Raw genomic sequence first — 12,854 nt, 5'->3', positions numbered from 1 at the left:
ATGAAGTACATCATATATCTTTTCGTACTAGCCTCGCTTCTTGTAGCTTGTAATACTTCTAACGGTTCAGGTGGGATGCAAGAGAGAGTGAAACCGTCAGTGAAGGGTGTAAGTGACGTTGATGTAGTTAACACTCACGGTGGAGTTGAAGGTGTAGAAAAAATGCAGGTCTTTTATGAAAATACTCAAAAAAAGATAGCTGCTGACTTACGAATTGTCCACTACACGATTGAAGGAGATCCAATGGTTACGGATTTAAGCTATAACGGGGATACGATTGAAGTGGAACACGATACGACAAGGGATACATTTGGAAGTGGTCAAGTCACTTCAAATACCTGCGGCAATATGTTGGTGGAGTCAAACCCAACGAATATCTCGTATATTGTAACCGACTGTGAGGGGCTGACTTATGGGATGGATAGTGTTTTACAAATAGACTATGACATGAATCAGCAGGATTTATTTGAAATTGAACTGAAGTATGGTGTTGAGCTTGAGAACGAAATAAATACGGTAAGTAATACTATGAAAAAAGTTATCAATACTCAAGAAACTCAAAGTAAGAACGATTTTGAGTTACCTGAAAGTGTTATGCAAGAAGTTTATAAGAAATTGGTGCTCATGAATTATTTAGGTGAAAAAGACTTGCAAGCTAAATGTGATGATGAAGATGCAATGAACTATCAACTAAATGTGCATATAAACGGTGGCCAACGTGAATTCCAATGGACTTCGTGCGATCAAAGTTATGATGGACTGAAATTGACGGAAATTGCAGAGTACGTCATTGAACAATCCGAAATAGAACAAAGTGAAATGCCAGATGTTGAGGTTCAAGGCTACGTGCTCGAAATTAAAGATAATATGCTGCTCATCGTGGAAGATGTAAATATGCTTGAATTTGAATGGCTTAAAGTGGAATTACCTCAAAATGATCTGGATACATGGATTTTTGATTTCGCTAATTTAGAAGGAGTTAATACTGATGAATTCAAAATTGGTGATAAAGTCCACGCAACGATTCAAGGGGATATCGTTGGTTCTAAACCAGGGAAAGCGGTTGTGAACGAAATTAAGAAAATAGATTAACTCAATTTTAAGGTGGAGATATCATGTTCTATCGAAGAAAATCTTATATTGTAAAAAGTGATTTTGTAGAAGTTTTCAATAAACATTTCAATGAAACAAATCTCCCAAATCAATTGAAACGAGGAGCAAAGTTAGTGGGGAGATGGATGCTCCAAAATGATGAAGAAACGACCTGCGTATTTGCTATTTGGGAATATGATAGCTACGAGCAGTATGTAGAAATCGAGACTACTATTAAAGCAGATACATCCCATGTGCAGCGAATTCAAGATTGGTATGATTCCCTTGGCGGAAGAGAAAATGTTTATAAGAATTATATACTCGAAGTGAAGAATGAGAGACTGGAATCGACATTATTGTAATTAGTGATTAGTTATTTGTGGATTAGTAATGGGAGGGTGAGTGATTCCTGTGAGATTTAATATAGTTATTTGTGTTCTATTTTTATCAAGTTTACTTTTAGTAGGGTGTAGTGAGGATAATACAATTGATTGGAAGCCGACACCTGCATTTATTTCAGATGATATGGACTTACATGGAACTAAAGGAAAGTTTGGTATTAGGAAAGTAAATGGTGAGGTCGTTGAACCTGAATTTCCAGTAGTTGGCCAAGGTAGACTATATCACCTTTATTTCTTAGATAGCACCAAGGATTTCAATGGTAAAACGTATAAAATGTTGGCAACTCATAAAGATTCTGAAAAGACCATCGAACTTTATGAAGATAGTATTGAGAACAATCAAAGTGGAGCAAAATTTGTTCTTGAGAAGACAGGTCTGTGGAAAATTGATGTTTTAGTTGATAACGAACAATATACGAGTTTTGTTATTGAAGCAAAAACCAATGAGTGACTTGAAATTAATAGCTAATGAATAGGTTTATAAAGAATTACTTTAAGGGGGTAGTAGATATTAGAAAAATAGGAATTGGTACACTAGTGATTTCGTTATTTTTTATTTCTATCATTATTTACAATCACAAACAACAACCAACAATAAATGACGTCTTTGAAATTACAAAGAAATGGTCACCAGGAACTGAAGAAGTTTATTTCGTACGAAAAATTGATGGGAAATGGGTAACCATTCTTAGAAACCAACATTCTGTAATGATTGGAGAATTAAAGCATAATTGGTTTGGATTATGGCAAATTCGAGATGATGTTGGCGAAGAAAGTTCGTTAGCTTCAACATATTATCCTCCAGAAAAAAATGACGAAATCACCTGGAGTATAGCGGAAAGAGAAGAAAATAAAATAGTGTATTATTTTGGACAATTAGTGAATCCAGAAATTCAAAAAATCACAGTAGAAACTAATGAAAAACCCGCTGAAGTTGTTCCTCTTATCACTTCAAATGGAAATCGATTTTTCTTTAAAAAGATAAAAGCTAAGGAAGTGTTTCCTGCAAATATCAAAGCATTTTCTAAATCGGGAGAATTAATTTATTCAACTCTTCCAGAATAACCCTAGAAGAAATTATTAATAAGCCAAGTAAAAAATTGATTAACCCTAAAATTTGGGTAATTACTATCGGAGGTTATACTTTGAATGAAAAAACAATGAGATTATCACTAACTGGTGCAATAATAATTTTGAGTATTGCCATCCTTTTTTCTGCCTCTCAAATCTCAAGCGCAATAAAAGACTCTTCATCAAATTCAAATAACACGGATGTAGAGCAAAATAGATATGAAATGATTTCACCAAATGATAGCAATATTATCATTTTCGATAAACAAAGTGGAGAATATTGGAGAAAGTTTATTGAAACTGGTGAAGGGCCAACTGAATGGGAAAAGCAAGCATCCCCAATCGGTAATTAAAAAATTGAATTATGTAAGAGCATTTCATTTCTTGAATTCCTTAATTCAAGAATTATTAAAGGGTTAATTCTGTATTTTTCTTATTCAACTGAAGTTTTATATTAATGAACAAGGGATCGGAGTAGTCAAATGACAAAAGACAAATTAAAAGGTTTAGTAGCACTAGGTTTTTTATTGACTGTAATTGGTTTCGCATTGCTATTTTTCAGTGTTAATTTGGGAATATCACGAGGTTCGAATTGGCTAATCGAGCAAGAAGTGGCAGACACTTCAACATACCTAATTATACTTGAAGGCTATACAAATAATTTCTTGGCTGCAGGAAGTATCCTTTTTGGGATTGGTCTTGGGACAATCATTTTCACTTTTTATAAGATACTTAGTATTAATGAATAGAAGTGATTATAGTGGAACGATTGCCAAAATTTATTTATCAAAGTGGAGCAAAATTTGTTCTTGAGAAAACTTGACTGTGGAAAATTGATGTTTTCATTTGTAAAGAACTATATACAAGTTTTGTTATTGAAGCAAAAACCAATGAGTAACTTGAAAATAATAGCTAATGAATACCTATCTGAAAAATAAGCCTTAAACAATAATTGGAGTTGAATATGGTGGTGTTAATTGGATACTTGTTGCCTACAGTAATAGCCATCTTCGTAGTAGGTGCTTTTGCACCTTTAGTAGGGCTAGTTGTAGGGTTTTTTATTCATATGTTTATAATGATTTTTGAAATACATAAAATAGTAGTTAAAAAGGATAAAAGAGATAAAGGTCAAATGGCAGTTGAAGAATATAAACGTGAAAGAGATATAAAACAAAAACAGATGGAATCAGAAGGGTTGAAGAAGAAATTTTAAAAATAGGGAGTGGAAATAAATGAAAAGAGCCATAATTGGTGGCTTTATAATGTTAGGAGGATTATTAACCACATTAACAATTATTTTATCTGGAACTATATTTGCAACGCATATTACCGTATGGTCTGGTAAGTCAAAATTATGGTATGCAATCTTTGGGGAGAGACAATATGAAGATGAAGTTGTAGAGTCATTATTCTTAGGATTTCCATTCGGAGTAGGAGTGGTTTTTACACTTTTGGGTCTAGTTATTTTATGTATCGAATATTTAAAAACTTTTGAAAACCATAGTTAAGAAAATTTTGCTTCAACCTCATGAAAATTCAATTCTGTTCTCAACTCATTTTCATTCTCTGTGGTGTAGCGTTGGTTTTGCGCTACATGGATGGCTAACGCAGCAGTTGAGTTTTATATATAGTAGTAAAATTGGGGGTATTAATTATGCGTTTATCACTTTTAGGAATATCATTATCGATTTTTGGTATAGCACTTATTTTAACATCAAGTGGTACAGGAACGACATTAGGTCTTGGTTTTTCATTTTTAGGTGTAATAGTCGCACTTGTTTCTTTTTTTGTAGGTGGATTTAAAAATTAAAAGACAACTCTTATTAAACTAACTTGGTGCTATAGCTCGAAAACGGAAAAGTTAGAATTTCAAGCGAAAGATGAAGTGATTATAATGAATAAACAAAGAGAAGCAACGCCTGCATACATAATAATGACTTCTATTATTTTTAGCTTATTTGTTATTATTCAAAGCGTTCAAGTTATTTACACGCCACATACATTTGTGAGAGTTATAAACTTAATAACTATAATTTTTCTATCTTCAGCAATAGGTGCTTTTATTAGAGAACTATTTATTTTAAAGAAGAAAAAAGTAAATATGAATTAGCTTTTCAACTAAAGGTTCGCTTTTAGTTGAATAATACATCATACAAAAACATAGATTTTTGGCTGTTTTTTTGCGTTCGATAGGTACATTTAGGGTCAAATTAATATTTTATTTCTAGTTATTAAACTATTCTTGATACTTATGTATTTCTAAAGAGCTCAATTCATTTACGAATTGAGCTCTATTTGTATGTTGAATTTAGTTTTTGTAACAGATAATTAAACGTTTTTTTCTATTCACTCTGGCATTCCCTTAAGTAGTCAATAAAAATATCTTTAACCATTAACACTTTGGAGTAGTCAATTAGTTTATTTCCTTTAACACTTGGATATCCGCTTACATCTTCATATACAAGAGGCATGCCAGTTCCAACTGTATAGGTCTTACTAAAATCAATAGGTTCCCCGTTAATTTGAATGTCCGAAATATTGTTATCGACTTGGGTCCAAATCACACCAGCAAATTGGAGTTTTCCAATGCTCCCACCTTGAGGGCGGAAACCGTTCCCATACACTTTTCTATTTGTGATTTCTTCATTTAGAGTTTCATTTAGGAGACCAGCTATTTGTTCGCCGGTTAACTCGATTAACGCTGAGGATTGCATACTCTTACATGCATTAACTATATCACCTTTTGTGATATCCCCACCGGTTACTCCGCTAGAAGCAGCCCCGCCATACATAATTCCAATGTCAGACTGCCAAAAGTCTTTGACGCTATGAGCCATTAACTTTACTAATTCTTCGTGACTAATATCCTCATCAGAGCTGTAGATAATTTCAGATAAAAATTTATCCGTTACTACTCGAGCTCTATCTACAATCTCACTTAATTCCGGATCACTAACATCATCCATTGATATCTCGGTTAAATGACCTGTATGATCAACTACTTTCTTTTGATCCGTATCCACAGTAACTTTTAGTTCACCTAAATACTTTCCAAAAGAACCTGCTTGTACGACGACGATATCAGAAACAAATTCTGGCTGGTTCAATATGGTATGACTATGTGCACCAACAATGACATCAACTAGCCCGGATAATTCCTTGGTAAGCCCTAAATCTGTGTGATAACCCATATGTGATAGGAAAATAATGAGGTTAGCTCCGTCATTTCTTAACTTCTCAACTGCAAGCTCGATTTCTTTAACCGTATTTTTATTGCGCAAGCCGTGCTTCTTTTCATAGGTATCTTCAAATTGATCAGTAGCTCCAAAAAGTCCGATCTTTAAATGCTCTCCAACCTCAAGTAACAAAGTCTCTTTAATACCACCAATTTGTGAGCCATCCGCTTCTTCTATATTAAGTAAAAGCCAAGGTACTTTGGATTGTTGACTGAGTTCTCGAATTCTTTCCATAGGTAAACGCAACAGTTCATTATTTCCAACTGTCATCGCATCATAACCAGTGGCAGCAAGCATTTCAAGATGGATAGCTCCAGAAGTAGCTAAGCATTCATTCATGCTCAAATCCATATGATCACCGCCATCTAAAACAATCACATTTTCTCCTTGGTCCAATAATTCTTGCTTCCTCTTTTTAATTAACGCCGCTTGTCTAAGTGCTAAATCATAATAACCATGCAAATCATTCGTATGTAAAATCGTAAGTGTTTCCTTCATTTTCGGCCTCCATTAAATAAAACCCATTTTTATGTAATTATAGCATTGATAATAATGTATGTTTCCATGTAAGTTTATTGAAACCTATTGCATTTATTTTCGTAGTAATTAGTATAATTTACCTTTAAAACCAATTATTTATCGTGACTTAGTTAACAATGAAATTCAGCAAATACCAGAAGAGTAGGAGGGAAAGTGGTTGAAGAAAATTAGTTCTTTTGCGTTATCAATTAGCTTATCATTTTTACTTATTAGTTGTAGTGAGACAGAAAAAGTAGAGAGTCCCACACCTGATATGGACGAAAATCCGATCGTATTTAAACATAACGAACAAGAATTTAAAATCTATACCTATTATGACGAATTCGAAGGATTTTTGGAAAGTGCAAAAAAACAACCTGATAATATAGATGAACTGTATGAAGAAGCAATTGTAAAACCAGTTAGTTCCGATATGGGAATCCCACGTTTAAAACATTGGATGTTAACACCTCCTAAAGATGTGGAGGCTATGGAAGAATTAATGGGGAATTTAACTGAAAAGAAAACATTAATAAACGAATTGGTAATTGAAGCTCTTAAAGAATCATCGGATTTGCTTCCTGGAGAAGATAAGTTCATTTATGTTTTACCATCAACTCCTCAATATAAATCTTCGCTAAAAAAGGTGAATTATGTAACTGGAGAGGCATTCAACAAATATACAATGATCATATTGGTGGATCCTTCATTTCTCGAAATAGACATAAAACATACCATCGCACATGAATATCATCATCTTGTTGCTATGGAAAGTGAAGTAGGAGATACACTGATTGAAAAAGTCGTATTAGAGGGAAAGGCAGAAGCATTTTCGAAAAAAATGTATCCAAGCATTGATGTACCGTGGGTCAAGCCATTAACAGGATACTACAAAGAAGAGTCATGGAAAATTTTCAATGAGAATTTAAACTCAGCTGATTATGAGGTTTGGTCAGATTTCTTCTTTGGTAACCGAGGTAAAGGGATTCTCCCCTTGTCCAACTACAAAATTGGTTATGAAATTATGGAGAGTTTTTTGATGGAAAATCCCGACGTCTCGCTTGAGGAATGGACACAGATGCCAGCTGAAGACATATATGCAAAGAGCAATTTTAAGGGAACGGAATAATGGATTGAAATTATAGTGTTTGGTTAAGGACTGTCAGATCATAATTGATTGACAGTCCTTTTTGTTGCCACCAATAATGATGTTGACTTAACCCGGAATTTAGAAAAGTTCAGGTGAATTGTAGTAATTCAATTAACTTATCATAAAAAACAGACAATCTTTCTTCTACATCTTCTTTAGACCCGAAACGGATGATTTGTTCTTCGTTTAATCCTTCTTCCAACATACGACCGTGATTCACAGCTGAATCCAATACTTGAAGCATTTGTTCTCCTCTTAGGATCACAATTGAATCGGGATTTTGTGCACAATAACCTTTTACAAAACCATCCGCAATGCTCTGCAATGTTTCTTGGCAATTATTAAATCGATGCTTCTTATAGCGTTCAGTATGTGCGAGTTCCACAAATAACGTTTCATATAAATTCAAAAAGTTTCCAGCCATTACTTCGCCAAAATACAAGATTGGAAGTGGGTCAATGAGTCGAATTTGCCCCTTATCGATTAACCAATTCTCTGGAGATGCATCTTGATTCGTTAATACTGGATGACTGATTGCTTTTAAACGAGTTTCGCATATCTTTTTTATGCCATTCCTTAAATCGGGGTTGTCGAAAATGGGTCTCTTTAGTGACAATTCATGGTAGTCATCCATTACTTCTTTACATTCATCTTCAATGAATTCTTGGAAATCACTCAAAAATTGACCATGTAGACCTCTTTCTTTATTCCATGTTAAATATCCTAATCCTTCGAGGCCATGATCAACCTGTTCAACTTCCCTATATAATTGACCAATTACTTCACCCATTTCGAGTGCATCGCTCTTACTCAATTTGTGTAGATTCACATGATTTCCTGCAAAAGATTCCACGGTATACGTTAACTCTTTTGATACATAGTGTGCTAACATCTCAGGGGCAGCACAGGGTTCGACTTGATTCACAGAGCGATAATAAAGGTCAGTACCACCATATTCTGCTTTTAAGGCGGCTTCATCGTAAGGAACCTCTTTGTTGTAGGCGAATTTTTTAGGAATTCGTAAAACAAGTGGTTCGTGTTGGGCGCCCGTCAACTTCCAAGCTTGATGCCACGCACCTTCACCTAAGTAATCTGCCTTTGAATTAATATAATTTGAATGTTGTAATGCGTTTTTGAGTGTCATGATGATTGCTCCTTTACTATTTACAGCTTAGAACCTAGTCCTTCTCGAATAGCTTGGATTAAATTCTTTTGTGTTTCTTTCAATTTTGCCGGGTCTTCTATTAAAATCGGTTCATCTTCCATGTAGAAAGTGGCGAACGACTGATCTTTATACCTTGGTACGACATGCATATGATAATGTGTCAATTCATTAAAAATTCCACCGTTTTGACATATCGTGATTCCATCAGGCTTATACAGTTTTTTAATTGCTTTTGAAATAAACATAGAAGCTTTCATTATTGATTCGGCTGTATGTTCATCCAATTCATCGGCGTCGAGAATATGACTTTTAGGCAATATTAATACATGACCTTCATTGAATGGTTCATGATCTAAGAAACAACTAATATATTCATCTTCAAACACAACATAAACCGGTTCTTTTTCGTTCGCTAACCTACATCCTATACATTCCATAAACACACAACCTTATCTATTGGTAAATTCTGATAAAATTATTTTAACATAGAGAAATTAGAAAACAACTTAGCTTTAGTGATTGATGATACCGTGGAATTGTCATTGTGAAAAAATTGAGTTGTCCAATAAGTTGTTTTATCTAATTAGGAAAAGAATTTTTAAACTTCCCCAAATTCACTCGATTTTTTATTTTATTCCTATTCATAGTTGATATTGAATTGTAGTGGAAGACGGCGTAAAACATCTGCTCCTGCATCGCTTCGCTAGCTTCGTCGGAAAGATTAGCACCAAATCCTTTGGTCCTAATCTTTCCTGCGGGAATAGCATGAGCTGAAGGCCCCGGAAGAACGAAGTGATGAGTAGACTGAAGCCATGCCCGCGGAAAGCGTCCGTCTGAAACGGAAATCATTTCATGGAAAAAGTGATTCTGATTGATAAATCCCCAGTTTGATTGATAAATCCCATAGCTGATGAAAATTCAGCTCTCAACCTTTCACTACCCCTTCGCATTTCTTCGTCATCATCACAACCCTCCACTCATACTATAAATAAACCAACCCCTGAATGGAGGGAAAAGTATGGACATCTTAAATAAGGTGAAAAGCTACCGAGAAGAAGAGAATAAACTCAAGTGGGAAGGCACATTTTCCGATTACTTAGCCATTGTGAAGGAACGACCTGAAGTTGCTCAAACCGCTCACTCACGGGTTTACAATATGATCAAGAGTGCTGGAGTTACGGAAGAAGATGGCCAGAAACGATATCAATTTTTTGGCAATGAAATATTTGGACTCGAAACTGCACTTGAACGACTCGTGGAAGAATACTTTCATCCTGCAGCCAAAAGATTAGATGTTCGCAAACGGATTCTTCTTTTAATGGGTCCTGTAAGTGGTGGTAAATCGACTCTTGTGACCTTGCTTAAACGAGGCTTCGAGAAGTATTCAAGAACAGATGAGGGTGCGGTTTACGCCATAAAAGGTTGTCCCATGCATGAAGATCCTCTTCATTTAATTCCTCACGAGCTGCGCAAAGACTTTTTCGAGGAATATGGCATTCATATTGAAGGGAGCTTGTCCCCACTCAATGCAATGCGATTAGAAAAAGAATATGGTGGACGAATTGAAGATGTGCGAGTTGAGCGGATATTCTTCTCCGAAGACAAACGAGTCGGCATCGGAACGTATACGCCTTCTGATCCGAAATCTCAAGACATCGCTGATTTAACAGGAAGCATCGATTTCTCAACGATTGCCGAATTTGGTTCTGAATCTGACCCTCGTGCTTATCGGTTCGATGGTGAATTAAATAAAGCGAATCGAGGAATGATGGAGTTTCAAGAAATGTTGAAACTAGACGAAAAGTTTCTCTGGCTTTTATTGTCGTTAACACAGGAAGGTAATTTCAAAGCTGGAAGATTTGCCTTAATTTCAGCGGATGAATTAATTATTGCGCATACGAACGAAACCGAATACCATTCGTTTATTTCCAATAAAAAGAATGAGGCTCTTCATTCAAGAATTATCGTTATGCCTATTCCTTATAATTTGAAAGTGAGCGAAGAAGAACATATCTATGAAAAAATGATTAAGGAAAGTGATATGACGCATGTTCATATTGCACCTCAAGCTCTAAGAACAGCGGCTATTTTTTCAATTTTAACGAGACTGGAAACGCCTAAGAAACAAGGCATTGATATCGTCAAAAAAATGCGACTGTATGATGGGGAAAACGTAGAAGGCTATAACCAACTTGATGTTGAAGAACTGAAGAAAGAATTTCCTACTGAAGGTATGCATGGAATTGATCCGCGCTATGTCATTAACCGGATTTCTTCAGCCATTATTCGCAAAGAAGTGCCTTCTATTAATGCACTAGACGTTTTGCGTTCATTAAAAGATGGACTTGACCAACATGCTTCAATTTCACAAGAAGATCGAGAAAAGTATTTAAATTATATTTCGATTGCACGAAAAGAATATGATGAAATTGCGAAGAAGGAAATACAAAAAGCCTTTGTTTACTCTTACGAGGAATCTGCTATTACGTTAATGGATAACTACCTCGACAATGTGGAAGCATTTTGTAATAAAAACAAAATGAGAGACTCACTTACTGGGGAAGAAATGCAGCCAGACGAAAAATTAATGCGCTCGATTGAAGAACAAATTGGTATTTCAGAAAATGCGAAAAAAGCATTCCGCGAAGAGATTTTAATCCGTTTGTCTGCTTATGCAAGAAAAGGCACACGCTTTGACTACAATTCGCATGAACGTTTGCGTGAAGCGATTCAAAAGAAACTGTTTGCGGATTTAAAAGATGTTGTGAAAATTACGACATCATCGAAAACGCCTGATGAATCACAACTGAAAAAAGTAAACGAAGTAGTAGCGCGATTAATAGATGAGCATGGGTACAATTCGATTTCTGCGAATGAATTATTGCGATACGTTGGAAGTCTGCTTAACCGATAAAATGATAGAAACAAGACTAATTATTTTTCATTAGTCTTGTTTTTTATTTGCCCTGACATGTTCATAACTTGATTGTCCGTGCATATGATAAGGAAATTAAAAGCTTCTATTAAAAGATGGGTGTGGATGGAAATGAACGAAAACCAACATAATCGTTTTGTCATCTCACAGGAAAACTGGTCGCTTCACCGAAAAGGATACCAAGATCAGCAACGTCATATGGACAAAGTAAAAGAAGCCATTAAAAATAATTTGCCGGATTTAATTAGTGAAGAAAGTATTATCATGTCAAATGGACGAGATGTGATTAAAATCCCGATTCGTTCATTGGATGAGTACAAAATTCGATACAATTACGATCAGTCAAAACATGTCGGTCAAGGCGATGGAGATAGTCAAATAGGCGATATCCTGGCACGTGATCCTAACAATGGCAAAAACGGTCAGGGTCAAGGTAAGGAAGCGGGAGACAAACCGGGCCAAGATTATTATGAAGCTGAAGTGACGCTCGAAGAACTTCAAGAGGTTTTATTTAAAGAGTTGGAATTACCGAATTTAAAACAAAAGGAAACAGCCGATCATACCATTGAAAAGATTGAATTTAATGATGTTCGCAGAAAAGGTCTTATGGGGAATATTGATAAAAAGCGTACGATTTTAACTGCTATCAAACGAAATGCTTCGAAAGGGAAAGCTGAAATTTCCCCGATTCATAATGATGATTTGCGTTATAAAACATGGAATGATGTCATTAAACCTGATTCCAAAGCGGTTGTTTTAGCAATGATGGATACAAGTGCTTCTATGGGTGTCTTTGAAAAATATATGGCCCGCAGTTTCTTTTTCTGGATGACGAAATTTTTACGTACGAAATATGAAACCGTTGAAATTGAATTTATTGCTCATCATACAGAAGCCAAGGTGGTTTCGGAGCAAGATTTTTTTAATAAAGGTGAGAGCGGTGGAACCATTTGTTCCTCAGCCTATGAAAAAGCAATTGAACTCATTGAACAAAAATACAATCCATCTAGGTTTAATATTTACCCTGTGCACTTCTCGGACGGGGAAAATATGACGAGAGACAATGAGAAATGTGTAAAGCTAGTCAATGAATTAATGGATGTTTCGAGCATGTTTGGATATGGAGAAGTAAATGTGCATGGTCGCTATTCGACTTTAATGTCAGTCTATAAAGGGATTTCAAATGATAAGTTTCGTCATTATGTATTAAGAGAAAAACAAGATGTCTACCACGCAATGAAACGATTTTTTCAAAAAGGAGAAAAATAACACGCGAAGGGATTAA

The 12,854-nt window shown here is 35.2% G+C and carries 15 protein-coding genes; 12 read left to right on the top strand and 3 right to left on the bottom strand.

What is annotated here, in order from left to right; all coding sequences use genetic code 11:
• The 9 genes from AC3EA5_RS09520 (at position 1) to AC3EA5_RS09480 (ending at position 4,374) form a co-directional block, all read left to right on the top strand.
• Entirely contained in the window at positions 1 to 1,092 is a 1,092-nt protein-coding gene (locus tag AC3EA5_RS09520; protein WP_488608112.1) for a DUF4362 domain-containing protein, read from the top strand.
• 23 nt (positions 1,093 to 1,115) lie between these two features.
• Positions 1,116 to 1,454, top strand: a complete 339-nt coding sequence (locus AC3EA5_RS09515; protein WP_488608111.1) for an NIPSNAP family protein — start codon at positions 1,116 to 1,118, stop codon at positions 1,452 to 1,454.
• Positions 1,455 to 1,503: 49 nt separating this feature from the next.
• Positions 1,504 to 1,944: a hypothetical protein gene (locus AC3EA5_RS09510; RefSeq protein WP_488608110.1), complete on the top strand. Its 441-nt coding sequence runs from the start codon at positions 1,504 to 1,506 to the stop codon at positions 1,942 to 1,944.
• An 86-nt stretch (positions 1,945 to 2,030) separates the two neighbouring features.
• Complete coding sequence (locus AC3EA5_RS09505) at positions 2,031 to 2,558, top strand: hypothetical protein (RefSeq protein WP_488608109.1); 528 nt, start codon at positions 2,031 to 2,033, stop codon at positions 2,556 to 2,558.
• A gap of 80 nt (positions 2,559 to 2,638) precedes the next feature.
• Positions 2,639 to 2,917, top strand: coding sequence for a hypothetical protein (locus tag AC3EA5_RS09500; RefSeq protein ID WP_488608108.1), 279 nt, complete (start codon positions 2,639 to 2,641; stop codon positions 2,915 to 2,917).
• Positions 2,918 to 3,046: 129 nt separating this feature from the next.
• Complete coding sequence (locus AC3EA5_RS09495) at positions 3,047 to 3,313, top strand: hypothetical protein (RefSeq protein ID WP_488608107.1); 267 nt, start codon at positions 3,047 to 3,049, stop codon at positions 3,311 to 3,313.
• 215 nt (positions 3,314 to 3,528) lie between these two features.
• Positions 3,529 to 3,777: a hypothetical protein gene (locus tag AC3EA5_RS09490; RefSeq protein WP_488608106.1), complete on the top strand. Its 249-nt coding sequence runs from the start codon at positions 3,529 to 3,531 to the stop codon at positions 3,775 to 3,777.
• Positions 3,778 to 3,796: 19 nt separating this feature from the next.
• Entirely contained in the window at positions 3,797 to 4,072 is a 276-nt protein-coding gene (locus AC3EA5_RS09485) for a hypothetical protein (RefSeq protein ID WP_488608105.1), read from the top strand.
• 146 nt (positions 4,073 to 4,218) lie between these two features.
• Positions 4,219 to 4,374 carry a hypothetical protein gene (locus AC3EA5_RS09480; RefSeq protein ID WP_488608104.1) on the top strand — a complete coding sequence of 52 codons (156 nt, stop codon included), beginning with the start codon at positions 4,219 to 4,221 and terminating at the stop codon, positions 4,372 to 4,374.
• A gap of 532 nt (positions 4,375 to 4,906) precedes the next feature.
• Here AC3EA5_RS09480 and AC3EA5_RS09475 read toward each other — a convergent pair.
• Positions 4,907 to 6,298, bottom strand: coding sequence for a bifunctional metallophosphatase/5'-nucleotidase (locus AC3EA5_RS09475; protein WP_488608103.1), 1,392 nt, complete (start codon positions 6,296 to 6,298; stop codon positions 4,907 to 4,909).
• Positions 6,299 to 6,497: 199 nt separating this feature from the next.
• On the opposite strand from AC3EA5_RS09475, the gene AC3EA5_RS09470 reads away from it, so the two are divergent.
• Positions 6,498 to 7,448, top strand: a complete 951-nt coding sequence (locus AC3EA5_RS09470) for a DUF2268 domain-containing putative Zn-dependent protease (RefSeq protein WP_488608102.1) — start codon at positions 6,498 to 6,500, stop codon at positions 7,446 to 7,448.
• 109 nt (positions 7,449 to 7,557) lie between these two features.
• Here the strand turns inward: AC3EA5_RS09470 and AC3EA5_RS09465 are convergent, their stop codons facing one another.
• Both AC3EA5_RS09465 and AC3EA5_RS09460 read right to left on the bottom strand, forming a co-directional pair.
• The gene (locus tag AC3EA5_RS09465) at positions 7,558 to 8,613 is read right to left on the bottom strand and encodes a hypothetical protein (protein ID WP_488608101.1); all 1,056 of its coding nucleotides are present in this window, start codon (positions 8,611 to 8,613) and stop codon (positions 7,558 to 7,560) included.
• A gap of 20 nt (positions 8,614 to 8,633) precedes the next feature.
• The gene (locus AC3EA5_RS09460; protein WP_488608100.1) at positions 8,634 to 9,071 is read right to left on the bottom strand and encodes an HIT family protein; all 438 of its coding nucleotides are present in this window, start codon (positions 9,069 to 9,071) and stop codon (positions 8,634 to 8,636) included.
• Between the two features lie 581 nt (positions 9,072 to 9,652).
• On the opposite strand from AC3EA5_RS09460, the gene AC3EA5_RS09455 reads away from it, so the two are divergent.
• Positions 9,653 to 11,548, top strand: coding sequence for a PrkA family serine protein kinase (locus tag AC3EA5_RS09455; protein ID WP_394188881.1), 1,896 nt, complete (start codon positions 9,653 to 9,655; stop codon positions 11,546 to 11,548).
• Positions 11,549 to 11,680: 132 nt separating this feature from the next.
• Positions 11,681 to 12,838 (top strand): sporulation protein YhbH, encoded by a 1,158-nt coding sequence (gene yhbH / locus AC3EA5_RS09450; RefSeq protein ID WP_488608099.1) that lies wholly within the window; start codon positions 11,681 to 11,683, stop codon positions 12,836 to 12,838.
• The last annotated feature ends 16 nt before the right edge of the window (positions 12,839 to 12,854 follow it).

Source organism: Paenisporosarcina sp., from assembly GCF_057785155.1.
Note: the sequence above shows the minus strand (reverse complement) of the source record. Positions and strands in the feature narration are given on the sequence as shown.

Excerpts from the sequence above, each read along its gene's own strand:
- AC3EA5_RS09520 (WP_488608112.1), top strand. The coding sequence starts at position 1 with ATGAAGTACATCATATATCTTTTCGTACTAGCCTCGCTTCTTGTAGCT.
- AC3EA5_RS09515 (WP_488608111.1), top strand. The coding sequence starts at position 1,116 with ATGTTCTATCGAAGAAAATCTTATATTGTAAAAAGTGATTTTGTAGAA.
- AC3EA5_RS09495 (WP_488608107.1), top strand. The coding sequence starts at position 3,047 with ATGACAAAAGACAAATTAAAAGGTTTAGTAGCACTAGGTTTTTTATTG.
- AC3EA5_RS09490 (WP_488608106.1), top strand. The coding sequence starts at position 3,529 with ATGGTGGTGTTAATTGGATACTTGTTGCCTACAGTAATAGCCATCTTC.
- AC3EA5_RS09485 (WP_488608105.1), top strand. The coding sequence starts at position 3,797 with ATGAAAAGAGCCATAATTGGTGGCTTTATAATGTTAGGAGGATTATTA.
- AC3EA5_RS09480 (WP_488608104.1), top strand. The coding sequence starts at position 4,219 with ATGCGTTTATCACTTTTAGGAATATCATTATCGATTTTTGGTATAGCA.
- AC3EA5_RS09475 (WP_488608103.1), bottom strand. The coding sequence starts at position 6,298 with ATGAAGGAAACACTTACGATTTTACATACGAATGATTTGCATGGTTAT.
- AC3EA5_RS09465 (WP_488608101.1), bottom strand. The coding sequence starts at position 8,613 with ATGACACTCAAAAACGCATTACAACATTCAAATTATATTAATTCAAAG.
- AC3EA5_RS09460 (WP_488608100.1), bottom strand. The coding sequence starts at position 9,071 with ATGGAATGTATAGGATGTAGGTTAGCGAACGAAAAAGAACCGGTTTAT.
- AC3EA5_RS09455 (WP_394188881.1), top strand. The coding sequence starts at position 9,653 with ATGGACATCTTAAATAAGGTGAAAAGCTACCGAGAAGAAGAGAATAAA.
- yhbH (WP_488608099.1), top strand. The coding sequence starts at position 11,681 with ATGAACGAAAACCAACATAATCGTTTTGTCATCTCACAGGAAAACTGG.